Raw genomic sequence first — 24,352 nt, forward strand, 5'->3', positions numbered from 1 at the left:
ACAAGTCGGGAAAAAATTGTAATAAGTTTTAGATCTTAACTTTCTTTAAGAAGTCAGCGCGGTAAGTTTCGCTTAAAATTAGCGTTACGCTTTTATTGTTTTCTTCTACGTGATGCAGAACAATTTCGTTATGATTGAAGAATTTTATTGCTTTTACAGCTACTATTTCTTTTTTGTTTATTCGGCAAAAATCAGCATCTGGCAATTCGTTTAAAAGAGTATCAAATTTTACATTTTTCAAATTCAGATAACTTCCATCAGTAAGTAAAACAGCTTTATCACGACTGTCACTCAGAGCCGTTTTTATATATTGGATTTTATTAAAATACAAAAGCGTTTTTCCTTTGTCTGTATTCAGCTGAATAAATTTTTTAGCTGAATTTGATTTTTCAAAACGTTCAGATGCTTTCGTAATTGCTTTTTGCAAACGTTCCAACTTCACAGGTTTTGTGATATAATCAACCGCATCAATATTAAAAGCCTCGGCAGCATATTCTTTATACGCCGTGCAAAAAATCACCAATTTGTCCTGCAGTTTTTCGGCAAGATGAAGACCATCGATTCCAGGCATTTCTATATCCGAAATCAACAAATCAAAATCAAGGTTCGAAAAATCAGACAGCAATTTCTCAGGATCGTTGCACGTTTTTACAATTTCCAATTCAGGAATTTGTTCGCAAAGCATTTTTAGGTACGTTAATCCTGGAAGTTCATCGTCCAGAAGCAAGCATTTCAGTTTTGTATTCAAGTAAATCAATTTTTAGATGAGCAATATAAACATCGTTTTCTACAAACTTATCGAGTTTGAAATTATTCTTATAAATAATGCGAAGACGATGTTCGAGTGTGGCGTGGCCAAAACCACTTCTTTCTTTTTTCAAAACCTTTTTGTCTGAGATTTTATTCGAAACCGTCATAAAAAAAGCATTGTCTTTAAATTCAAAAACAACCGAAATAAAAGCATCAGCACTTTGAAGATCAGCGTGTTTAAAGGCATTTTCAATTAAATCAATAGAAATTAAAGGCGCCAGCAAAGGCTGATCGTACAATTTATCTTCTTTGTTAATGTTCGTTTTGATCTTTAACTCAAACAGCGGACTAATCTTGATTTTATTGATTTCGATTAAATTCAAAGCAAAATCAATTTCTTCTTTAGCAGTTACAAATTTCTTTTTGCTTTCGTATAAAATATAATCGAGAACATTCGCCAGTTTATCCAAAGCAAAATAAGTTTGGTAAGCGTGCGACTGAATCGAGTTTAAAATATTCTTAAACAAATGCGGATTCAGTTTTGATTCCAGATTTTCCAGCTGTAAGTCATTTACTTTTGATTCTAAAGCATAAAAGCTTTTCTCTGCATCATCTTTCGCTTTTTTGGTTTGCATTAATTGGTAAACCATAAAACAAATGATGACGATTAACAGCAACAGAATTGCCAGAAAAATAAAAGTTGTTGTATTGTTTTGTTGCATTTAGCTTGTTTTGAATTGTATTAATCAATTGTAAATTCACTACAAATATGGGAAAAGCTACTGGTTCTATAACAAAAAACAAGAAAATTATCACAAACCTAAAGCTGGCAAATTTGTGTTAACATTAAGTAAAATACAAACGATTGTTTATGATTTCGAGCACTTTTCACTACATTTGCAACCATTTTTAAAGAATTTATGAAAAACACTATTCAAGTTGGATTTTGGGAGAAGTTGGCCCGAATTATACTTAAAAACAGAATAACAATTCTGGTTATCCTATCTGCCTTAACTATTTTCCTTGGTTACCAATGGAAGAATCTTTCTATGACGTATACCGAAGCAAACCTGCTTCCTAAAGATCATATTGCGAATAAAGAATACCAAAAATTCTTAGATAAATTTGGTGAAGAAGGAAACCTTGTGGTTATTGGTTTTCAGGATAAAAACTTTTTTACGCCTAAGAATTATGCCGCTTGGAATGAGTTGATGACAGGTTTAAAAAAGTCTAAAGAAGTTGATTTAGTAGTTTCTTTAAATGATTTAAAAAAACTGGAAAAAGATACGATTAACGAAAAATTCGTTTTAACTCCATTTATCGATCAAAGCAAAGTTTTAGATCCAGCATATTTAAAAAGCGTTCAGCACGAATTATTCAACAACCTGCCATTTTACGAAGGATTATTGTTTAACAAAGAAAGCGGAAGTGTCCGTTCTGCGATTTATATCAATAAAGCTTTAGTAAATACGCCACAAAGAAAGGCTTTCATACTTGAAAATTTAGTTCCGAAAATCGATAAATTCGAAAAAACAACAGGAATCGATCTTAAAGTTTCTGGAATGCCATACATTAGAACGATTAATGCTGCCGATATGAAAGGCGAAATCGGACTTTTCATTGGCGCGGCTTTATTGACCGTTTCTCTGATTTTCTTTTTCTTTTTCCGTTCGTTTAGAGCGACATTTATTTCAATTTGTATTTTAATAGTCGGCGTAATCTGGTCATTTGGAACGTTGGGATTATTTGGTTATAAAATCACGATTTTAACAGCTATTATTCCACCGCTGATTATTGTAATCGGAATTACAAACTGTATTTTCTTAATCAATAAATACCAGCAGGAAATCAAATTGCATAATAATCAGGCAAAAGCTTTACAGCGTGTTATTTCTAAAATTGGAGTTTCGACTTTAATGACAAATTTAACTACCGCGATTGGTTTTGCAACATTCATGATTACAGGAAACGATCTTCTTTTCGAATTCGGAATGGTAACTTCAATCAACGTGATTTCTGTTTACTTATTGACGCTTTTCATCGTGCCAATTATTTACAGTTTCATGCCTTTGCCAAAAGAAAAACACTTATACCATTTAACAAAAACATACATTTCGACTTTATTGAATGTTGTAGAAGACTTGGTAAAATCAAAACGTAAAGTTGTTTATATTGTTTATGGTTTGCTTTTGGTTTTCAGCGTAATTGGAGTTTCACAAATGAAAGTTTCAGGAAGTTTGATTGGCGAAATGCCGAAAAGTGCTTCTTTCTTTAAAGATATTTTATTTTACGAAAAAGAATTTAACGGAGTTATGCCGTTGGAAATTATGATTGACACCAAAAAGAAAAAAGGTGTTATGAAGGCTTCTACAATTCGTAAAATGAATGAATTGCAAAATACTATTGCTGAAATTCCAGAATTGGCAAAACCAGTTTCGGTTGTGAATTTGGTTAAATATTCGAAACAAGCTTTCTACAACGGAAATCCAGAATATTATCAATTGCCAACTTCACAAGAGCAGACTTTTATTTTAAGTTATGCCAAAAATGCTACGAAAAACAGCAAAGAAAATCTAATGAAAGCTTATGTTGATTCAACTGGACAATATGCCAGAATCACGACTTTCATGAAAGATATTGGAACAGATGAAATGGCAAAAGTGGAGAAAAAATTACATTCAAAAATTGATGAAATTTTCCCAAAAGACCGTTTTGAAGTTACCGTTACCGGAAAAGCATTGGTTTTTCAGAAAGGAACATCATACTTAGTTGACAACTTAATCGAATCTTTGATTTTCGCAATTTTGACAATTGCAGTTTTAATTTTGTACTTATTCCGTTCTTTCAAAATGGTAATGGCATCAGTAATTACAAATATTTTACCGCTTTGTATTACGTCTGGATTAATGGGTTATTTCGGAATTCCGTTGAAACCTTCTACGATTTTGGTATTCAGTATCGCCTTCGGAATTTCGGTTGACAATGCGATTCAGTTTATGGCAAAATACAGACACGATTTGCTTCAAAGTGGCGGAAAAGTGAAAAAATCGGTTTTCAGTGCATTAAGAGAAACTGGAATTAGTACTTTCTATACTTCTGTAGTTTTGATTTTAGGTTTTGCGACTTTTACTTTATCAAGCTTCAGCGGAACCATTGCGCTTGGTGGATTAATTTCTTGTACTTTGGCTTTTGCGATGTTTGCGAATTTGGTTGTATTACCTTCGTTGGTTTTGACTTTTGAAAAGAAGAAAACTAAGAAAGAGGAATTGGAGAATTTGGAAAAATAAAACATTAAATATGCTAGGTTTATTTACAGCAGTAATACCAATTGTCTTTGGAATAATTTTAAAATCCTCAAACAGAGAAGATTTAAAATCTCTAAAAAAATATTGGCTATTTTTAATTATTGCGGGAAGCATATTATTTATTTTAAGATTATATGATTTCTTAAAATAACTATTTCACAATATTGTCATTTCGACGAAGGAGAAATCACACTCGAAGCTCGACAACTTTGTAGACTTTCTTTGCGGAATTACTAGTGTGATTCCTCGTTCCTCGGAATGACAAAAAAGAAAAACAATTTGGTTATCTTGAAAACGAATGCCCTAGCCCTGATCGAAGCGGCATCCTTTCTATTTTTTCTTTAAAAATAGAAAGATACAGCGGAGAGCAGGAAACAGCTTCAAAAATTAATTATTATCGTTTATATTTGCAATTCGATATAAAAAACACTGGTTTTATTTTGATATAAAATCAGCAATCTATAAATCTAAAATTAAAATGAGACACACAAAGGTTAAAGACTTATTAAACAGTACGACGACGCTACAGGAAGTGAATGCAAAAGGATGGGTGAGAACTTTTAGAAATAATCAGTTCATCGCGCTTAATGACGGTTCTACAATTAATAATATTCAATGTGTTGTTGATTTTGAAAATACACCAGAAGAGACTTTAAAAAGAATCACGACTGGAGCTGCGGTTTCTGTAATTGGAACTTTGGTTGAAAGTAAAGGTGCGGGTCAGAAATATGAAATTCAGGTTACAAAACTTGAAATTCTTGGAGATTCAGACGCGGAGAAATTCCCAATGCAGCCTAAAAAACACTCTTTAGAATTTTTACGTGAAAACGCTCACTTGCGTGTACGTACAAATGCTTTTGGTGCAATTATGCGTGTGCGTTCGGTATTGTCTTATGCGGTTCACAGCTATTTCCAGCAAAAAGGTTTCGTGTATGTAAACACGCCAATTATCACTGGAGCTGATGCTGAAGGTGCTGGAGAAATGTTCCAAGTTACTTCTTTACCATTGGATAATCTTCCAAAAAATGAAGAAGGAAACATTGATTTCAAAAAAGATTTCTTCGGAAAACATACGAACTTGACCGTTTCTGGACAATTAGAAGGGGAAACTTTCGCAATGGCTTTGGGTCAGATTTATACTTTTGGACCAACGTTTAGAGCAGAGAATTCAAACACTTCTCGTCACTTAGCAGAATTCTGGATGATCGAGCCGGAAGTTGCTTTCAACGACTTGGATGACAACATGGATTTGGCTGAAGATTTTATTCAGTATGTAATTAAATATGCTTTAGACAACTGTCAGGATGATTTGAAATTCTTGGAAGGAAGACTTTTGGAAGAAGAAAAATCAAAACCACAAGCTGAAAGAAGCGAAATGGCTTTGTTAGAGAAATTGAACTTCGTGTTAGAAAACAACTTCAAACGTGTTTCTTATACAGAAGCAATTGACATTTTAAGAGATTCAACTCCAAATAAAAAGAAGAAATTCCAATACTTAATCAACGAATGGGGAGCTGATTTACAATCAGAACACGAACGTTTCTTAGTTGAAAAACACTTTAAATGTCCGGTAATTTTATACGATTACCCAGCAAACATTAAAGCGTTTTACATGCGTTTAAACGACAACACAGAACCTGGAAGAGAAACTGTTCGTGCAATGGATATCCTTTTCCCTGGAATTGGAGAAATCGTTGGTGGTTCTGAGAGAGAAGAGCGTTATGACGTTCTTGTTGAGAAAATGGAAAAACTAGGAATTGATAAAGAAGAATTATACTGGTACTTAGACACCAGAAGATTTGGATCGGCAACTCACGCAGGTTTCGGTTTAGGATTTGAACGTTTAGTATTGTTTGTAACTGGAATGACAAACATTAGAGACGTAATTCCTTTCCCAAGAACTCCTGGAAGTGCAGAGTTCTAAGAAATAAAATTTTTGCCACAAAGGCACAAAGACGTTAAGTTTATTTTTAAATTAACTGAATTAAAGACTCAAAAAAAATTAAAATAATACCACGAAGACACAAATTCACAAGTATTATTTTAATTTTTTAGTGAAGATTTAAAAACTTAAAAAAACTTTGTGCCTTCGCGCCTTCGTGGCAAAACCCTTAAAAAAATATGCTCTCTGAAAGAACGGAAGAAATTGGAAAAATAATTGTAAACTCAGCATTTAAGGTTCACAAACAACTTGGACCTGGATTATTAGAAAGAGTTTATGAAGTTTGTTTAGCTCACGAAATTGCTAAAACTGGTCTTGATGTAAAACGCCAAGTTGATATTCCCATCTTTTATGACGGAATTGAATTTAGCGAAGGATTAAGATTAGATTTACTAATTGAAGATTCTATAATAGTAGAAATAAAAGCAGTTGAACAAATAAATCCCGTTTGGGAAGCACAAATCATAAGTCAATTAAAATTACTTAATAAAGATTTAGGCTTTTTAATTAATTTCAACGTACCACTAATCAAAAGTGGTATTAGACGATTTATAAATACAAAAAGAGCATTTTAAAAAAAATCAAATAAAAGCCTTATAGGCAAATAAAAATAAAAACTTTGCGCCTTCGCGTCTTAGTGGCTAAAAAAAGTAGTGCCTTATCATGCTAAAGCAATTTTTAAATTTAAAATTATCCCAAAAATTATCTCCACAGCAAATTCAGCTGATGAAGTTAATTCAATTGCCTACGCAAGCTTTTGAACAACGTTTATTGGAAGAAATGAACGAAAATCCAGCACTTGAAGCTGGAAAAGAAGACGATTACGAAGCTGATGAATACGCTAATGAAGACTACGACGATTATGATGATGCAGAATCAGACAGAATCGAAGCAGACGACATTAATATTGACGAATACTTAAGCGACGACGATACGCCTGATTACAAAACTCAGGTAAACAATTATAGTGACGACGAAGAACGTGAAACGCCTTTTGCGGCTCCGATAAGTTTTCATCAGGATTTAATCAATCAGCTGAATACTTTTATTTTGAATGATGAAGAGCGCGAAATCGCTGAGTTCTTAGTAGGAAGTATTGATGATATGGGTTACATCCGCAGAAGCATTCCAGATATTGTTGACGACATGGCTTTTACTCAGGGAATTTATACTGATGAAGCAATGGTCGAAAAAATGATGACCGTGATTCACGAATTGGAACCTTCGGGAGTTGGAGCGCGTGATTTGCAGGAATGTTTGTTGCTTCAATTAAAACACAAAACACCAACTGAATATGTTGATTTAGCGATTGACATTATCGAAAATCAGTTTGATGCTTTTACGAAGAAACATTACGATAAATTATTACAGAAATACAGCATTTCAAACGAACAGCTTAAAAAAGCGATTCACGAAATTGAAAGACTGAACCCAAAACCAGGCGGTTCTTTTACTGGAAATAATAAAGTTACAGAAAATGTGGTTCCAGACTTTGCGATCAGAATTGTTGACGGCGAATTGGAATTGACTTTAAACGGACGTAATGCTCCTTCTCTGCACGTTTCTAAAGATTATCAAGAAATGATGCAAACGTATAAAGAATCTCGTGATAAATCAACTGCTCAGAAAGATGCGGTTCAGTTTATCAAACAAAAACTGGATTCTGCAAAATGGTTTATCGATGCGATTAGACAGCGTCAGGAAACACTTTTTGTAACGATGAATGCAATTATGCATTATCAAGAAGAATATTTCTTAGACGGCGACGAAACCAAACTAAAACCAATGATCTTAAAAGACATTGCTGATATGGTTGGTCTAGATATTTCAACAATTTCACGTGTTGCCAACAGTAAATATGTTGAAACGCCATACGGAACGAAACTGATTAAAGAATTCTTCTCTGAAGCCATGAAAAATGATCAGGGAGAAGATGTTTCGACTCTTGAAATCAAAAAAATTCTTCAAAACACAATTGAGGAAGAAGATAAAAGAAAACCGCTTCCAGACGATCAATTGGCTGAAATCTTAAAAGAAAAAGGCTATCCAATTGCTAGAAGAACAATTGCTAAATACCGCGAACAACTTGATATTCCGGTGGCGAGAATGAGAAAGAAGATTTAAAACTTTCTCAAAATATAAAGTTCATTTAAATAGCAAACCCGATAGATTTTAAAAACCTGTCGGGTTTTGTTTTCATCAATTAGCTCATCTCAAATAATACAATTTGTTATTCCGTAGGAATATCTCGTCGGTAGAAAAAAAAAATAGTAACGTTAATTCGGTTGTGTCCTGTAGGGACACTTGTTATAACCAATAAATATTTTTGAAACGCAATCAAACGTTCCTACGGAACGTGTATCTGGTGAATCAAATTAAAAAATTCTACCTACCAGACATTCCTACGGAATGAATAATATTTCAGGACGAGACAATAAAAAAACAAACCCGACAGGTTTTAAAAACCTGTCGGGTTTAATTCTAATATCAATAGAGTCTGTCTTTATTTATACTGGTCGGGCAAAATCTTCACATCAAATAAAAACACTTTCTTTTTGTCGCTGTAATGATAAATCAACGTATAATCATTATCTCTAAAAACCTGAAGTCCAGGATTTGCTTTTGCAGTGCTGATTAAACTTTTTTCAATTTCTTCTTGAATTACATTTACTTCAGCAGTTTCTTTTGCAACATTCAACAATGTCAAATTATATTGAACTTCTCTTTCTTCACCCAAAGTCACACTATCTAATCGGATGCCTTCCTGAATATTTAACGGACAGTTTTTATTATATTTTTCAACTAATTCTGTGATTTCTGTTTTTACTTCGGTAGCATTTTCAGAAAGATAAAACTGAAAAAAAACAGCCAAAGCCACTGCAATTCCAATTATAACTAATAATAAAATATTTTGTTTTCTCATACTTTGTATTGTTTATTAAGGCCTATAAATGGAATTTAAAAATCTATTTTTCCTGATTCTTTTTCATTGCATTAAAATATGCCGCACGGCTTAACGGCTCGTATTCTTCGGTTTCGCCAAGCATAACCAATTTATCATTAGCGGTTTTTCTAAAACTATAATTGGCTAAATTTCCAGTTCGCGTACAAACAGCATGAACTTTTGTTACATATTCAGCAGTTGCCATAAGTCCAGGCATTGGTCCAAACGGATTTCCTTTAAAATCCATATCCAATCCAGCCACAATTACACGAATTCCTTGATTTGCTAAATCATTGCAAACGGTAATAATTTCATCATCAAAAAACTGCGCTTCGTCAATACCAATCACATCACAGCCTTGTGCCAAAATCAAGATATTAGCCGCTGCAGGAACTGGTGTAGAACGAATTTCGTTTGCATCGTGAGACACTACCATTTCGTCATGATAACGGGTATCAATAGCGGGTTTAAAAATTTCGACTTTTTGTTTGGCAAATTGAGCACGCTTTAATCTTCGGATCAGCTCTTCGGTTTTACCCGAAAACATTGATCCACAAATAACTTCAATCCAACCAAATTGTTCTTTGTGATTTACTGTATTTTCGAGAAACATTTTGTATTTTTCTACCTTTAAAAATGAATAGTTTTTATTACTTTGTACTGGCAATAAATTAATGTAAAAATGTACTGTTTTACATTTTTTCAAAAGTAGAAAATTTTTACCAAACCTTAGATTCGCGAAAGCGTATTAACAGAAATAAAAAATTATCTTTTGAATTTCCTTGAGAATAGAGACATTCAGACATCAAATACACTAAAATACCTTATTCACTATAATTTTCAACAGTTATGAAAAAAAAATTGGAAGCTGATTTAATCAGCATTGCACATCGAATTTTGAAACTTAAAAACAAATCCGATATCAATCAATTGTACCTTGAAACTCAGAAATTATATGAGAAATTAGCCGTATTAAAATTTGTTGACGAAAATTTCGACACCTTAAAACCAACAATCGGACAAACTGAAATCAATGCTGAATTGGAAACTATTTTCGACAAAGAAGAAAGTGCAATTCCAGCTTTAATCGAAAATGAAGCTCCAACTGCAGAAAAAGTAATTGCACTTGAAGAATCTTACGAACCTGAAATTTCAGAAGAACAACCAGTAGAAATTATTGAAACTGCTGAACCAATTGCTGAAGAAGTTAAAGAAACTGTTGAATCTGTTGCAGAAATTGAAGAACCAGTTATTGAAGAAACAATTGAACCAATTGTTGCTAAAATTATAGAACCTGAAGCTGAAAAAGAAATTGAAAAGGTAGAAGAATCTAAAAATGATGAACTTTCATTTACAACTGTAAACGATTTAAAACCAATTTCTGATTTCAAACCTGCTTTCGAATTAGAAGTAGAAGAAATCAAAGATGAAGTTAAAGAAGAACCAAAAGCTCCAACTTCTTCAATTCCGACAATACAGTTTGAAGATTTTGGCGTGAATTATGCCGATGCGCAATTTGTAAAAGTAGATAGTTTTGAAGCTGTTCCGCCTGCAAAAACTCCTTCAATTAATGATTTTAAAGAAGAAAAAAAGGAAGAGAAAAAAATCGAAACAGCAATTCTTGAAACTCCTGCACAACCAAAAGCAGTAAGTTTAAATGAAAAACTGTCAAGAGGATTTCATATTGATTTGAATGATCGAATCGCTTTTACTAAAAATCTTTTTGGAAACAGCACCGAAGATTACAGCCGTGTTTTAAACCAATTAATGACTTTTGATTCTTATAGCGAAGCTAAAGATTTTATCGAAAACATGGTCAAACCAGATTATAATAACTGGGATGGAAAAGAAGATTATACCGAGCGTTTTATGGGAATTATCGAGAAAAAATTCGCTTAAAAACAAAACACAAATTTCACAGATTAACACGAATTTATAGTTAGTGCAATTTTTCGAAAGATTAGAATCTGTGACAATTTGTACAATCCGTGTTAAATATTAAAATAGAATATGTCAAAATTATATATCGTTCCAACGCCAATTGGCAATCTTGAAGACATGACTTTTAGAGCCATTAGGGTTTTAAAAGAAGTCGATTTGATTTTGGCGGAAGACACCCGAACAAGCGGAAAACTCCTAAAGCATTTTGAAATTGGCACGCACATGCACAGCCATCATATGCACAACGAACACAAAACTACCGAAAACTTAATTGCACGTTTGAAAGCGGGCGAAACTATCGCTTTGATTTCAGACGCTGGAACTCCCGCGATTTCAGATCCTGGATTTTTATTGACGCGTGCTTGCGTAGAAAATAAAATTGAAGTAGAATGTCTTCCTGGAGCAACGGCTTTTGTTCCTGCATTGGTAAACAGTGGACTTCCAAATGATAAATTCGTTTTTGAAGGTTTCCTACCTGATAAAAAAGGACGTCAGACTCGTTTTTTGGCTTTAGCCGAAGAAACTCGAACGATGATCTTATACGTTTCTCCGCATAAACTCGTTAAAACTTTAGCAGAATTTGTGCAATATTTTGGAGAAGACCGACAAGTTTGCGTTTCACGCGAATTATCAAAATTACACGAAGAAAATGTACGCGGAACTGCAAAAGAAGTTTTAGCGCATTTTGAAAAAACAGCACCACGCGGCGAAATTGTCGTTGTCGTTGCTGGAAAAACAATAACAAAAGAACCTAAGAAAAGTAAATTTTCTAAGGATGACGAAGAATAAAAAATAATGTTAGTTCAATTCCATTTGTCACATCGAGCGGAGTCGAGATGCAGATTTAGTTCTCGACTCCGCTCGAACTGACAATATGAACCAAAAAATATAAATAAAGAATAAATCATGAGCATACAAGCCTTTTTAGAAAAAGTAAAACAAACTCCGACACAAATCACATTTCCAGAAACTATTGCAGTAATTGAAGAAAACTACAACTTTACTCCAACAGCTTTTCAAAACGGAACACAACATAATGCAGCTGGTGAAAATTCTGGTTCTTGCAAATTATTTTCTTTCGCGAAATTGCAGAATTTAAGCAAAGAAGAAACATTAGCTTGTTTTGGAGCATTTTATTTTGAAGAAGTTTTAGGCGATCCAAACGGAACAAATCACCAAAATATTAGAAACTTCATCAACTTAGGCTGGGACGGAATTAAGTTCGAAGGAAATGCTTTAGAAGCAAAATAACGTTTGTCAGGCTGAGCGAAGTCGAAGCCCTTTTTATATACAAAAAAATATTTCTGCAAAATCTGCGTGAGAAAATTAAACACATAGAAACATAGATTTTTGTTTGCGAATAAAAGAAATTAGAAAGAAACTAGTTTCTAACACATAGAGCTATGTGAATTTATGCAAGTGAAACGCCTTTTTTAAGTTTCCAATAAGCTATGTTTCTATGTGTTTAAAAAAAATTACCAATCAGATTAAACGATTTCAAAAATCTGAAGTCTAAAATCTAAAATTTAAAATCAACCCATGCGTTGGACCTTAAAACCAAAACCTTCTGAAGAAAAAGTCAAACTTTTGGCACAAGCTCTAAATGTAGAAGATTTTGTAGCAACACTTTTGATTCAGCGAGGAATTGAAACTTTTGATGAAGCGAAGAATTTCTTTCGTCCGTCATTAGAACATCTTCATGATCCGTATTTGATGAAAGATATGGATAAAGCCGTTGCGAGAATCGAACAAGCGATCGAAAATGGAGAAAATATCTTAGTTTTTGGCGATTACGATGTCGACGGAACAACAGCAGTTTCTTTGGTTTCTTCGTATTTAAAATCTCATTATCCTCATATTGCGACTTACATTCCGGATCGTTATGACGAAGGTTATGGAATTTCCTACAAAGGAATTGATTACGCTGACGACAACGGAATTTCTTTAATTATCGCTTTAGACTGCGGAATCAAATCGATTGATCATATCGCTTACGCGAAAGCAAAAAACATCGATTTCATTATTTGTGATCACCACCGTCCAGGAGAAATTCTTCCAGATGCCATTGCCGTTTTAGATCCAAAAAGAGAAGACTGCTCCTACCCTTACGATGAATTGTGCGGTTGCGGAGTTGGTTTTAAATTGATTCAGGCTTTGGGCCAAAATCGAAATGAAACTATTGAAGATTTAGTTCCATACCTTGATTTGGTTGCTACTGCAATTGCTGCCGATATTGTTCCGATTACAGGAGAAAATCGTGTTTTAGCTCATTTCGGGTTGAAAGTCATTAACAGCGAACCAAGACCAGGAATTAAAGCTTTAACGCATCAAGTAAAAAAGAAAGTTCTTGATATTACCGATGTTGTTTTTATAATTTCACCAAGAATTAATGCGGCGGGAAGAATCAAACATGGAAATCATGCAGTTGAATTATTAACGGAATTCAACTTTGAACAAGCACAGCAATTTGCTTCAGAAATTGAACAATACAACGCCGACCGAAAAGATTTAGATAAAAAAATTACGAAAGAAGCGTTTAAGCAGATTATCGAAAATAATGAAGAAGAACGTTTTTCGACTGTAGTTTTTCAGGAAGATTGGCACAAAGGCGTAATCGGAATTGTAGCTTCAAGATTAATTGAAACCTATTATCGTCCAACTTTGGTTTTTACTAAAAGTGGTGACAAATATGCTGCTTCTGCCCGATCTGTAAAAGGTTTTGATGTTTATAATGCATTAGACGCCTGCGCTGAACATTTGGAACAATTTGGAGGCCACATGTACGCTGCTGGAATGACTTTAAAAGCAGAAAACTATCAAAACTTTAAAGAGGCTTTTGAAAAACAAGTTGCGGAAACCATTTTACCTGAAATGCGAACTCCAGAAATCGAAATCGATGCTGAAATCAATTTCTCTGATATAACGCCAAAACTCATTCGGATTTTAAAACAATTTGAACCTTTTGGTCCGCAAAATATGACACCCGTTTTTATGACTTCTGATGCAATAGACACCGGTTATGCCAAAACTTTAGGCGCAGAAGAAGAGCATTTAAGGCTTTTTGCCAAACAATCCCGAAGCCTCGGGACTGACGGAATCGCCGCAATTGGCTTTGGACTCGGAAAAAAATTAAACATTGTACAAAATCAAAATCCGTTTCAATTGGCGTACTGCATTGCAGAAAACGAATGGAACGGAACTATTTCAACACAGCTTATGCTGAAAGACATTAGAACAAATGGAAGAAATTAAATCAAATAAGCCAGATCCTTATCAGGCACTTCGATATAGAGAATTCAACGTATTTTTATTATTGCGTTTTGCAATGGTTTTTGCCTGGTCAATGCAATTTATTGTAATTGAATGGGAAGTTTACAGTTTAACCAAAAACCCGCTTTCTTTAGGAATTATTGGTTTAATGGAAATTATTCCTGCTGTTTCAATGTCTTTGTTTGCAGGACATATTGTAGATCAAAGAGAAAAGAAAAGCTTATTGGTAAAATGTATTTTAGGATTTTCTGTAATTAGTTTTGGGCTTTTCTTGTTGACTTGGCCAAAAGTAATTGGAGGCTGGTCTACGTATCTTATTTTGTATTCCATTTACGCTTTAGTATTTTTTGGAGGAATCGTTCGTTCTTTTATGGGACCAACTATCTTCTCGCTTTTATCATTGATTATTCCTAAAAAAGTATATCCAAATGCTGCAACTTGGAGCAGTTCGGTTTGGCAAATTGGAGCCGTTATGGGCCCAGCATTGGCAGGTTTCTCAATTAACTGGATTGGGGTTCACTGGTCAATGTGTTTGGTTTTTGGATTTTCAATTCTTTCGTTAGTTGCCCTATCACAAATCAGCCAAAAACCGATCGTAAATCCAAAAATGGGAGAATCTATAAAAGACAGTCTTATGGAAGGCTTGACATTTGTTTTTAAAAACAAAATTGTTCTTGGCGCATTATCACTCGATATGATTGCAGTACTTTTTGGAGGTGCCGTAGCATTATTGCCCGTTTTTGCCCAAGACATCTTGAAAGTTGGTTCTGAAGGTTTCGGAATTTTAAGAGCCGCACCTGCTGTTGGTGCTTTTATCACAATGCTAGTTTCGGCTTATGTTCCTTTGTATGAAAATGCAGGAAAGAAACTTTTAATTGCCATTTTTGTTTTTGGTTTATCCATCATTCTCTTCGGATTATCGACTTATTTCTGGCTTTCTGTTTTTGCCTTATTTTTAAGCGGATTAGCTGATGGAATTTCAGTAGTGATACGTCAGACTATTTTACAGCTAAAAACTCCAGATCATATGCGCGGACGCGTTGGTGCCGTAAACTCGATTTTTGTTGGATCTTCAAATGAATTAGGCGCTTTTGAAAGTGGTGCAACTGCCAAATTGATGGGAGCAGTTACTTCTGTAGTTTTTGGAGGAAGTATTACGCTTTTAACTGTAGTTTTCACTGCATTGAAATCTCCAACTTTTAGAAATTTAGATTTGAAAAAAGATATGGATGATCATCATAAATTAGAATAGATGAAATCCTTTTTTCTTTCTTTGTTTTTTATATTTTCCTTTTTTGCAAATGGACAAAATCTTTATATCAAAACCTACGGAAACGAAAAGAATAAAACCATAATTTTCATTCACGGCGGGCCAAGCGGCAATGCAACTTTGTTTGAAGGAACAACAGCTCAAAAACTGGCTGATTTAGGTTTTTATGTTATTGCTTATGACCGAAGAGGCGAAGGAAGATCTTCAGATCCAAATGCAAAATTTACTTACGAAGAAGCTTTTCAGGATTTAAATTCGATTTATGCAACATACCATTTAAAAAAAGCTATTTTGCTTGGCCATAGTTTTGGCGGTTTAGTCGCAACACTTTATACCGATAAATATCCACAAAATGTGAGCGCTTTGGTTTTGGCTGGCGCTTTATTTTCACAGCAAGAAACTTATGATCACATTTTAAATGCGCTGAAGAAAAAATACAATAGCAATTCTGAACAATTGAAAAAAATCAGCATTGTAGAAAATTTAGATAAAAACTCTGCCGAATATAGAAAAGGCTGTTACGAACTTGCAGGAGAAAATGGCTTTTTTAAAATGCCAAATCCTACCCCAGAATCTAAAAAACTTTACGCCGATTACGAAGCTGGAGATTTTTATAAAACTAATATTCGAAATAAAAATGCGCCGTTAGTTTTTTATCAAAACGAAAAACAAAACAACATCGACAGCAGGCCTTATTTAAAGAAAATCAAATCTGCTGGAGTTCCTATTTATGGAATTTACGGAAAAGATGACGGCATTTTTTCATCTGCTCAAATTAATTCTATGAAAGCTATAACTGGAGAAAAACACTTCGCTTTTCTGGACAATTGCTCACATTATTTATTTGTTGACCAACAGGCAGCATTTCTTTCCAAACTAAAATATTGGCTGAAATAATCCATCTAAAAACCGAATTATAAACAACTCAAAATCAAATACTAATAAGATTTTTTAGCTTTTTTTTATGCTTTTATTAATCAAGTATTAATACAAACAGAGTGTATCTTTGTGGCCTAAAAAATTTGTCATGAAAGACATCGAGCAGATATACCGAAACGATTTTGGAATTTCATTTTATTGGAAAGAAGGCAACGAAGTTATATCAGATAAAATTCAGCTGCTTTTTAAACAAATGGGATTTTATTTTTCAGTTCAAGAATTAAATGAATTTCACGATTTAATTGAAGACTGCGTAACAGACCATAACGATTATGATACACGTGGTGTAAAACGTGCCTTCGATAATTTTTTATTGAAAACACCCTATGTTGCGATAGATTTAGAAATATCACCAATTGAATTAACTTCCATAAAAGACTTGGTTGAAGGTTCTTTATTTCGACTTAATCTCAATGAATATATTCATGGCGCGGGCATGAATTAAAACTTTCTTCGATTGTAACTCTTTATAAATAGCTGTAAAAGAGTTTATTTTCAAATGTTAAAAATTGAATAAAAGAGTATTCAATTTTAATCTTATTTCATTTCTTTATTCTAAAAATCAAGCAAATGAAATATACCGCATTTTTATTTTCTGTTATTTTTACATCTACTATTTTCGCTCAAGAATCTGCTATTTCAGGTAAACTGAAAAATACGCAAAACAACGAAGATCTCGATTATGTAAATATCGGAATCGCTAATAAAAATGTCGGAACTGTTTCAAATTCTAAAGGGATTTTCAAATTAAAATTAAATGAAAAAGTAAATCCTAACGATACAATTGTCTTTTCTCATATTGGTTTTGAAACCAAAAAATTACTGGTCAATCAACTGAAATCTGACCATAATGTTATTGAAATGATTCCTTCTGAAAATTCTTTGAAGGAAGTTGTGGTCTCTTTCAAAAAACCTAAACCAAAACAATTTGGCAGAAGCTCAAAAGGACTTGGTCTTATGCATTTCAATTTTTTTACTGCTTTAGACAAAACCGTTGATGATTATTTAAGCCGTGAAAGAGGAATGGAATTTCAAATCAAAAAAGACTGCAAAGCAGAAAATTTTAATTTCAACATTACTTCAAACGAATTTAAATCGGTTAAATTTAGATTGAACTTTTATAAAGTTGAAAACGGTCTTCCTTCCAAAATCTTAATTGAAAAAGACATAATTTTTGAAGTAAAAGACAACAAACTTGGATTGTTTACGGTCGATTTAAAACCTTACGACATTTATCTGGATAAAGAAATGGGAGATATTGCTGTGACAATTCAATGGATTGAAAGCATAAAAACCAATGAAAAAAGCAAATTCTTCTCTATTTCTACAGCCGCATCCGTAACCGAAAATAGTTTTTACAGAGAAAAAAATATGGCCAATTGGTTTAAAAGCGGACAAAGCTTGACTTTTTACCTCAACATGATGTGTCAGTAAAAGTTTTACTCTTTTTTATGATTCTTTTATTTAGAATTAATATAAATAATATTTATATTTGTTGAAATTAAAGGATTTACGATGAGAGAAATTGAACAAATATATCATAATAACTTTGGCATAGCTTTTTACTGGAAAGATCATAACACTACAATTTCAGACAAAGTGCAATTAGTTTTTAAAGAAACTGGCTTTTATTTTACAGTTCAGGAATTGAATCAATTTTGCGATTTGATTGAAGATAGTATGATTGAAAACTCTTGTTGTGAAGCTTGTGAAATGAAATATTCTTGCCATAAGTTTTTATTGAAAACACCATGCAATTCGATAGATTTGGCTGTAAATATGACTGAATTAAAATCGATTAAAGATTTGGTCGAAGGCTCTTTATTCAAAATTGAACTGGATGAATATGTTTACGGAGTTGGCATGAATTAAGAAGCATTCTAAATATTTTAACAACATTTTTTCATTATTGAAATATATTTTGATTCAATTCAAAAAAAAGTATATTTACAGCAATGAAAAAAGCTGTATTTCTACTTACTACTATTCTTGCGACAATTTTCATTGTCAGCTGCAACAATAAATCTGAAGAATATATCGATCCGCGTGGAACTGATTATGCAGGTTCTGAAAGCTGTGTGCAATGCCATAAAGTGCAATCAGAAATGGTTTTTAACAGTTCACATTTTAAAGCGACAGCTCCAGCTATTTTAGGAAATGTTTCTGGAGATTTTGATTCTAAAAACCATACTTTCATTTATGATAAAGATACCAAACTGGTGATGGAAAAACAGGGAGACAGTTTGTATCAGGTTTTGTATAAAAATGGAAAAGAAACTGAAAGATATAAATTCGAAATTGTATTTGGAACGAAGCACGCACAGACATCTGTTTATTGGAAAAACAATAATACTTACGAATTACCGCTTTCTTTTTATCACTCGATAAACAATTGGGCAACAAGTCCAGGATTCCCAGCTGATAAACCATATTTTGACCGAATGGTCGTTAAAGATTGCTACGCTTGCCACAGTTCAAATATCAGTTCTCGAACTGTTGATCAGAGTTCTGCGGAAAAAAACTTCATGTCAATGGATATCGAAGATGTAATCAATAAAAAAACTATTGTTTACGGAATTGACTGCGAACGCTGCCACGGACCCGCAAAAAAACATGCCGAATTTCATTTGAAAAACCCAAATGTAAAAGTTGCCAATAGCATTACAAGTTTCAAAACCCTTACCAGACAGCAAAAATTAGACGTCTGTGCATTGTGTCATGCAGGAAATGACGGAATGAAATTAAAATCTCGTTTTGAGTTTAAACCTGGAGATAACTTATCGGAATTCTTTCGTGAAACGAGAAGTATTACAGATACCGCAAAATTTGATGTTCATGGAAATCAATTTCGTTTAATGGCGCAAAGCAAATGTTTTGTGAACAGCGAAAAAATGGATTGTATTACTTGTCATAATCCGCATGAAAATGCTTCTAAGAATATGGCTTCTTATTCTAAAATCTGCATGAGCTGTCATCAAGGTTTAAAACACAATCAAACGACGCTTAAAACAATGCCTGAAAAATTATTAGCCGATAATTGTGTAGAATGCCACATGCCTAAAAAAGCTTCAAACGCCATTAGTTTTCAGCTTTCAAACAGCAAACAATTATCAAATTATATTTTAAGAACCCACAAAATTGGAATTTATCCAGCGAGTGCGAAATAAAGATTTTGTTTTAAAATTTCGGCTGTAGTAATTTGTCCTTTCGACTTTTAACTTTTGACTTTCGACTAACTTTAAACTATTTTTCGAATTTTTTAAGTTCAAAATTTTCTCCATCAAAAACTCCATACGTAAAGTAACCAATCCAATCGCCTAGATTAACATATTTAGAATCTTCGCCAATAGGAATTATCATTGGTAAATGACGGTGTCCGAAAATGAAATAATTATAATGTTTCGTTTCTAGTTTTCGTTTCGCATATAAAACTAGCCACTCATTTTCTTCGCCTAAAAACTTTACATCATCAGCGCCAGAAATCAATTTGTTTTTGACTGATAAATATTGGGCTAAACTAACGCCAACATCAGGATGCAACCAACGGAAAAGCCATTTTGAAAACGGATTTGTAAATACCTTTTTCATTCTTTTATAACCTTTATCACCAGGACCTTTTCCGTCGCCGTGACCAATTAAAAAAGTCTTTCCGTTAAACGTAAATTCTTTATTATCGTGATAAACCGGAATGTTCAATTCAGTTTCAAAATAATCATCCATCCAAAGATCATGATTTCCAACGAAAAAATAAATAGGAATTCCGCTGTCGCGAATTTCGGCCATTTTTCCTAAAATTCGAACAAAACCTTTTGGAACAACTGTTTTGTATTCAAACCAAAAATCAAATAAATCTCCAAGTAAAAAAATCGCTTCTGCATCTTCTTTTACCTCATCTAACCAAGCCACAAATTTTTTCTCACGCGGAAGACTCAATCCTGGAGTTGGCGCACCAAAATGCTGATCTGAAGCAAAATATATTTTTTTCATTTAATATGAGATGTGAATTGTGAGATGTAAGATGTGAAATGAAAAAGCATTTTTCAATTTACTTTTCACATTTCACTTTTAACTATTTTACAGATTATCTGAAGCGTACCATTCTGCAAAAGAAGATTCAGTTTCCTGAAGTTTTAATGAGAAAAGAGAAATTCCAGCAGGCAGACGGTTTTTAATTCTTTCTGCAAAATCAACCACCATATTTTCACTAGTTGGCTGATAATCTACTAAAATAACGTGATGTCCGCGATTTTTTAATTCAGCAGCTAATTCAACATGCGGAGTTGTCTGATTAAAAACAGTTGCATGATCAAATTGATCGACGATTTCTTCTTTTACAATTTTCTTTAGGTCAGAAAAGTCAATAACCATTCCGAACTTCACATTCGATCGGTCTGTAATTGGCGAGCCAATAACCGTTACCGATAATTTATAACTGTGTCCGTGAACGTTCTTGCATTTTCCGTCGTAACCGTACAAAGCGTGACCGGTTTCGAAACTAAATTGTTTTGTAATTCTGATATTACTCATCGAAGTTTAATTTTAAGCTTGCAAATTTACAAATTAATAACCGTTTTTGTCTCTTTTTTTAGCACGGTTATACATCCACAAAGCAATTCCGCCCAAAATCAGAAACGGAATAAACGATCCAATTACAACACCAATTTGATAACCACTGTCTGGAGCATCTTTTATTTTCTCTGCAATGTCAACTTTTTGTAGCAACGAAATGATAGTCATGTTCAATAATTTATATAGTGAAAATTTGATTTTAAAACATTTTCCAAAACTATGTTTCTGTTTATTTAAAATTAATGACTTATATCATATCTATTTTTTAAACTGAAGCAATGCATTTCTTGTAAAATCGGATAATACCAATCTTCCTGTAATCGCTGCACGTTCAAAAAGAAGTGATTCCCAGGTTTCTGTTCCTTCCCAGATAATCTTTTTCATTTCGTATAAAGCTTCAGGATTGTACGAACTTAACTTTTTAGCAAAATCATCTACTTTTTCATCTAGATTTTCAGCATCGCATAAAACGGAAAAAAGTCCTTTTTGAAGCGCCCATTCTGCCGATTTCCATTCATGTCCGGTCAAAGTCATTTCAGTCATTGCTGTTTTACCAATTTTACGAGAAACCGCCGGTTCTATAACAAATGGCCCAATTCCGATTGCTAATTCAGATAATTTAATTTCGCTTTGTGGAGTTCCAAAAACATAATCGCAAGCCGAAATAATTCCAACTCCGCCGCCAACCGCTTTTCCCTGAACACGGCCAATAATTAGTTTATTGCAATTTCGCATTGCATTGAGCAAATGTGCAAAACCAGAAAAGAATTCTAAACCTTGTTCTTCATTTTCTACTTTTAAAAGTTCATCAAAAGAAGCTCCGGAACAAAAGGTTTTAGTTCCTTCACTTTTCAAAATAATAACTGAAACTTTTTCGTTTCTGCTTAAAGAATTAATTTCAGAAGTCAGGCGATCTAACAATTCACGCGGAAAAGAATTACTTGCTGGGTGACCAAATTTTACTGTCGCAATTGTATTTTGAAAGGTCGTTTCTAAACTTCCGTTAGTATTTTCTAAACTCATAAAATTAGATTTAAAGGTAAAGTTACGCTTTTGAAAAATAATTCACTCGGACTTCTTGAAATTTGTTTTTTGAGAATTAATTGACTTTATTTGTTTAACACATTGGGGGATTAGCTCATTTGGCTAGAGTGTCCCGATGAAAAATCGGGAAGGCGACGGTTCGAATGCAAAACCCAAAATAACTAGGGGGATTAGCTCATTTGGCTAGAGTGTCCCGATGAAAAATCGGGAAGGCGACGGTTCGAATGCAAAACCCAAAACAACTAGGGGGATTAGCTCATTTGGCTAGAGCGCTACGCTGGCAGCGTAGAGGCGACCGGTTCGAATCCGGTATTCTCCACAAATAATTCAAAAAATACCCAAACAGAATCATTATCTGTTTGGGTATTTTTTTTAAACAAACATTTTATGTTTTATATCTACATCATATATTCGAAAACATTAGACAAATACTATGTCGGTTCATGTCAAAATATTGAACAGCGTTTACAAGACCATTTAAATAGCAGAAGTAAATTCACAAAAGTTGCGAAAGACTGGGTATTAAAATACTCAGAAGCTTTCAATACCAGAAGTGAAGCTTACCAAAGAGAAATACAAATCAAAAAAATGAAAAGCAGAAAATATATTGAAAACCTGATAGGGACAAAAGACTAGAGTATCCCGATGCATCGGGAGGGCGACCGGTTCGAATCCGGTATTCTCCACTACAAGCCGTATTACTTAACTGTGATACGGTTTTTTCATTTCTAAAAATACCCTAAACTATTACAATTAAACCTTATTGAGGCAAAGCAACAAAACTTTCAATCCCATCTTTGCAAAAAAATAAAAGACGATGAAAAAGTTATTAGCATTATTATGTGTAGTTTTTATGTATGCCTGCACATCTGAAGATCAAGATATTGTTGACAGCAACGGAAAGAAAGCCCAAACAAGCATTAACCCACCAGCATGGATTTGTGGATCTTGGAGCGATAGTAAAGGAAAAATAATTGAATTCACAAAAAATGATATTATTATTGATCCAAATGGAAATTCTTATTCAGCAAAAGGTGAAATTACCTATTTTATAATAAAAGGTGAAGATCCAGAAATTGTTGAGACAGCAACAGATAGCACTTATAACCTGCAATTTAACGAAATTGGTTCTGCTAAAAGAAATCTTAAGTTTATTAAAATTTCTGATAGTCAAATAGAATCAAAAGGCAGTTATAAAGGAATTTACACTAAAAAATAAGTCTTAGTTTTTTTAGTACAATACAACATAAAACCGTTTTTAGTTATCCTAAAAACGGTTTTTTATTATTATTCTTTATTTCTCATTAGCAGAATCATCTGCATCCACTCTATCTTTCTCAGCTTTTTTAAAATCGTTGTTCAGCAAATTTTCAAGTTTCTTTTTTTCACGCTGATTTTTTCTGATTGTTAGCACAACAAGGATAATCACCAATATTGCTACAATCGCTATTATACTCCAATTAATATCCACGATTAAATTTTTAATTAAAAATAAATAATTAAAATCATCTTTCATGTTATCAAAGAGTTAAGTGTTTTACTTCCAAATCAAAACTTACTCTGGCACAACTAAATCTTTTGAAAGATATTTCTTTAATAAACGTTTTATATTTTTGTATGAAATGCCAATAATCCTTAACCAAATGGAACAAACTTATCCAAACAAAACATTTCAATTACTCAAAAAATATACTTTAATCGGATTTGTTCTTTTCATTTTTACATTCTTACACTCACTAAAAAATTTATACCACACGATATGGAACAAATAAAAACACGCCTTTCTGTTTGCGAACTTGAATATGATGAAATAAAAGAAGCAACTCCAGCAACAGACGAAGAAATAGATAGATTAGCTTCTCATTTTTCGCAACCCATTCCAGAACAATTAAAGGCATTTTACAAAACGATTGGCGGCATCGAATCGGAAGAAATTTTCAGTATTTTTTCTCCTCAAAGTCTTCTTTCTAATATTGAAAGACGATCTGGATTTGTGCATAAATCTACCGGAATTATCGATATGATTGTGGCCTTTTGGGGAAATGACAGACCCGAATTTCAGGAATTTGAGCTGCTTACAAAAGAACAAACCGCAAAAATCAATGAAGCTTTTCCTTGCATCGGCTGGATCATGGCTGAAGAAGACGGATGTGAGAGTGGCGAATACATAATTTTTGACCAAAATGGAAATTTTATGAATTTATATTCTCATCAAGATGATCTTGGAAAAACTGCAAATCAATTACTTAAGATGTTAGAAACGGGAATTCCTGAAAGAACACTAAAAAGTGTATTGCAAGAACTTTTTGAAAGAGCTGAAGGAAATTTAAGTCGATGGGATTAAACTGTTATAAAAAAAATAATAGCCAATATTTCGT

General features: G+C 33.3%; 26 protein-coding genes and 1 tRNA gene. 18 read left to right on the forward strand and 9 right to left on the reverse strand.

Annotated features, from left to right (window positions below):
* Positions 1-28: 28 nt before the first annotated feature.
* Both DM444_RS12410 and DM444_RS12415 read right to left on the reverse strand, forming a co-directional pair.
* Positions 29-748: a LytR/AlgR family response regulator transcription factor gene (locus DM444_RS12410; RefSeq protein ID WP_111287440.1), complete on the reverse strand. Its 720-nt coding sequence runs from the start codon at positions 746-748 to the stop codon at positions 29-31.
* Positions 711-1,472, reverse strand: a complete 762-nt coding sequence (locus DM444_RS12415) for a sensor histidine kinase (RefSeq protein ID WP_111287086.1) — start codon at positions 1,470-1,472, stop codon at positions 711-713. The genes DM444_RS12410 and DM444_RS12415 overlap by 38 nt, the downstream gene beginning before the upstream one ends.
* Positions 1,473-1,670: 198 nt before the next feature.
* Here DM444_RS12415 and DM444_RS12420 point away from each other — a divergent pair, with 198 nt between their 5' ends.
* The 4 genes from DM444_RS12420 to rpoN all read left to right on the forward strand — a co-directional run bounded on the left by DM444_RS12420 (position 1,671) and on the right by rpoN (position 8,121).
* Positions 1,671-4,037, forward strand: a complete 2,367-nt coding sequence (locus tag DM444_RS12420; protein ID WP_111287088.1) for an efflux RND transporter permease subunit — start codon at positions 1,671-1,673, stop codon at positions 4,035-4,037.
* Positions 4,038-4,533: 496 nt separating this feature from the next.
* The gene (gene asnS / locus DM444_RS12425; RefSeq protein WP_111287090.1) at positions 4,534-5,979 is read left to right on the forward strand and encodes an asparagine--tRNA ligase; all 1,446 of its coding nucleotides are present in this window, start codon (positions 4,534-4,536) and stop codon (positions 5,977-5,979) included.
* Between the two features lie 197 nt (positions 5,980-6,176).
* On the forward strand, positions 6,177-6,572 hold the full coding sequence (locus DM444_RS12430) for a GxxExxY protein (protein ID WP_111287092.1): 396 nt from the start codon (positions 6,177-6,179) through the stop codon (positions 6,570-6,572).
* Positions 6,573-6,660: 88 nt separating this feature from the next.
* Positions 6,661-8,121: an RNA polymerase factor sigma-54 gene (rpoN, locus tag DM444_RS12435; protein WP_111287094.1), complete on the forward strand. Its 1,461-nt coding sequence runs from the start codon at positions 6,661-6,663 to the stop codon at positions 8,119-8,121.
* Between the two features lie 379 nt (positions 8,122-8,500).
* Here rpoN and DM444_RS12440 read toward each other — a convergent pair whose 3' ends face one another.
* Both DM444_RS12440 and DM444_RS12445 read right to left on the reverse strand, forming a co-directional pair.
* Positions 8,501-8,920 carry a hypothetical protein gene (locus DM444_RS12440; RefSeq protein WP_111287096.1) on the reverse strand — a complete coding sequence of 140 codons (420 nt, stop codon included), beginning with the start codon at positions 8,918-8,920 and terminating at the stop codon, positions 8,501-8,503.
* A 43-nt stretch (positions 8,921-8,963) separates the two neighbouring features.
* Entirely contained in the window at positions 8,964-9,554 is a 591-nt protein-coding gene (locus DM444_RS12445; RefSeq protein ID WP_111287442.1) for a thymidine kinase, read from the reverse strand.
* A 236-nt stretch (positions 9,555-9,790) separates the two neighbouring features.
* Here DM444_RS12445 and DM444_RS12450 point away from each other — a divergent pair, with 236 nt between their 5' ends.
* From DM444_RS12450 to DM444_RS12495, 10 genes are all read left to right on the forward strand, one after another.
* Positions 9,791-10,840: a hypothetical protein gene (locus tag DM444_RS12450; RefSeq protein WP_111287098.1), complete on the forward strand. Its 1,050-nt coding sequence runs from the start codon at positions 9,791-9,793 to the stop codon at positions 10,838-10,840.
* Positions 10,841-10,951: 111 nt separating this feature from the next.
* Positions 10,952-11,671: a 16S rRNA (cytidine(1402)-2'-O)-methyltransferase gene (gene rsmI, locus DM444_RS12455; protein ID WP_111287100.1), complete on the forward strand. Its 720-nt coding sequence runs from the start codon at positions 10,952-10,954 to the stop codon at positions 11,669-11,671.
* A 117-nt stretch (positions 11,672-11,788) separates the two neighbouring features.
* The gene (locus DM444_RS12460; protein WP_035681760.1) at positions 11,789-12,133 is read left to right on the forward strand and encodes a HopJ type III effector protein; all 345 of its coding nucleotides are present in this window, start codon (positions 11,789-11,791) and stop codon (positions 12,131-12,133) included.
* Positions 12,134-12,421: 288 nt separating this feature from the next.
* Complete coding sequence (gene recJ / locus DM444_RS12465; RefSeq protein ID WP_111287101.1) at positions 12,422-14,134, forward strand: single-stranded-DNA-specific exonuclease RecJ; 1,713 nt, start codon at positions 12,422-12,424, stop codon at positions 14,132-14,134.
* Complete coding sequence (locus DM444_RS12470; protein WP_111287103.1) at positions 14,121-15,404, forward strand: MFS transporter; 1,284 nt, start codon at positions 14,121-14,123, stop codon at positions 15,402-15,404. Before recJ ends, DM444_RS12470 begins: the two co-directional genes overlap by 14 nt.
* Positions 15,405-16,319, forward strand: coding sequence for an alpha/beta fold hydrolase (locus tag DM444_RS12475; protein ID WP_111287105.1), 915 nt, complete (start codon positions 15,405-15,407; stop codon positions 16,317-16,319).
* 130 nt (positions 16,320-16,449) lie between these two features.
* The gene (locus tag DM444_RS12480; protein WP_111287107.1) at positions 16,450-16,806 is read left to right on the forward strand and encodes a hypothetical protein; all 357 of its coding nucleotides are present in this window, start codon (positions 16,450-16,452) and stop codon (positions 16,804-16,806) included.
* 125 nt (positions 16,807-16,931) lie between these two features.
* The gene (locus tag DM444_RS12485; protein WP_111287109.1) at positions 16,932-17,795 is read left to right on the forward strand and encodes a carboxypeptidase-like regulatory domain-containing protein; all 864 of its coding nucleotides are present in this window, start codon (positions 16,932-16,934) and stop codon (positions 17,793-17,795) included.
* 81 nt (positions 17,796-17,876) lie between these two features.
* Complete coding sequence (locus DM444_RS12490) at positions 17,877-18,233, forward strand: hypothetical protein (RefSeq protein WP_111287111.1); 357 nt, start codon at positions 17,877-17,879, stop codon at positions 18,231-18,233.
* An 83-nt stretch (positions 18,234-18,316) separates the two neighbouring features.
* The gene (locus DM444_RS12495) at positions 18,317-19,528 is read left to right on the forward strand and encodes a cytochrome c3 family protein (RefSeq protein WP_111287113.1); all 1,212 of its coding nucleotides are present in this window, start codon (positions 18,317-18,319) and stop codon (positions 19,526-19,528) included.
* A 76-nt stretch (positions 19,529-19,604) separates the two neighbouring features.
* On the opposite strand, the gene DM444_RS12500 is transcribed toward DM444_RS12495, so the two are convergent.
* The 4 genes from DM444_RS12500 to DM444_RS12510 all read right to left on the reverse strand — a co-directional run bounded on the left by DM444_RS12500 (position 19,605) and on the right by DM444_RS12510 (position 21,953).
* On the reverse strand, positions 19,605-20,348 hold the full coding sequence (locus DM444_RS12500) for a UDP-2,3-diacylglucosamine diphosphatase (protein ID WP_111287115.1): 744 nt from the start codon (positions 20,346-20,348) through the stop codon (positions 19,605-19,607).
* 87 nt (positions 20,349-20,435) lie between these two features.
* Entirely contained in the window at positions 20,436-20,888 is a 453-nt protein-coding gene (locus tag DM444_RS12505; protein WP_111287117.1) for a 6-pyruvoyl trahydropterin synthase family protein, read from the reverse strand.
* Positions 20,889-20,921: 33 nt separating this feature from the next.
* Positions 20,922-21,098 carry a hypothetical protein gene (locus DM444_RS23775; RefSeq protein ID WP_204251683.1) on the reverse strand — a complete coding sequence of 59 codons (177 nt, stop codon included), beginning with the start codon at positions 21,096-21,098 and terminating at the stop codon, positions 20,922-20,924.
* Positions 21,099-21,188: 90 nt separating this feature from the next.
* Entirely contained in the window at positions 21,189-21,953 is a 765-nt protein-coding gene (locus DM444_RS12510) for an enoyl-CoA hydratase/isomerase family protein (RefSeq protein WP_111287119.1), read from the reverse strand.
* A 266-nt stretch (positions 21,954-22,219) separates the two neighbouring features.
* Between DM444_RS12510 and DM444_RS12515 the strand changes: the two genes are divergently transcribed.
* From DM444_RS12515 to DM444_RS12525, 3 genes are all read left to right on the forward strand, one after another.
* Positions 22,220-22,293 (forward strand) — tRNA-Ala (locus tag DM444_RS12515).
* Positions 22,294-22,361: 68 nt separating this feature from the next.
* A complete protein-coding gene (locus tag DM444_RS12520; protein WP_111287121.1) occupies positions 22,362-22,610 on the forward strand; it encodes a GIY-YIG nuclease family protein in 249 nt (82 codons plus the stop codon).
* 181 nt (positions 22,611-22,791) lie between these two features.
* Entirely contained in the window at positions 22,792-23,193 is a 402-nt protein-coding gene (locus DM444_RS12525; protein WP_111287123.1) for a hypothetical protein, read from the forward strand.
* Positions 23,194-23,268: 75 nt separating this feature from the next.
* Here DM444_RS12525 and DM444_RS12530 read toward each other — a convergent pair whose 3' ends face one another.
* The gene (locus tag DM444_RS12530) at positions 23,269-23,490 is read right to left on the reverse strand and encodes a hypothetical protein (RefSeq protein ID WP_111287125.1); all 222 of its coding nucleotides are present in this window, start codon (positions 23,488-23,490) and stop codon (positions 23,269-23,271) included.
* A gap of 243 nt (positions 23,491-23,733) precedes the next feature.
* Here DM444_RS12530 and DM444_RS12535 point away from each other — a divergent pair, with 243 nt between their 5' ends.
* On the forward strand, positions 23,734-24,318 hold the full coding sequence (locus DM444_RS12535) for an SMI1/KNR4 family protein (protein ID WP_111287127.1): 585 nt from the start codon (positions 23,734-23,736) through the stop codon (positions 24,316-24,318).
* Positions 24,319-24,352 lie beyond the last annotated feature (34 nt).

This window comes from Flavobacterium ginsenosidimutans (assembly GCF_003254625.1).
In the GTDB taxonomy this organism is placed as follows: Bacteria; Bacteroidota; Bacteroidia; order Flavobacteriales; family Flavobacteriaceae; genus Flavobacterium; species Flavobacterium ginsenosidimutans.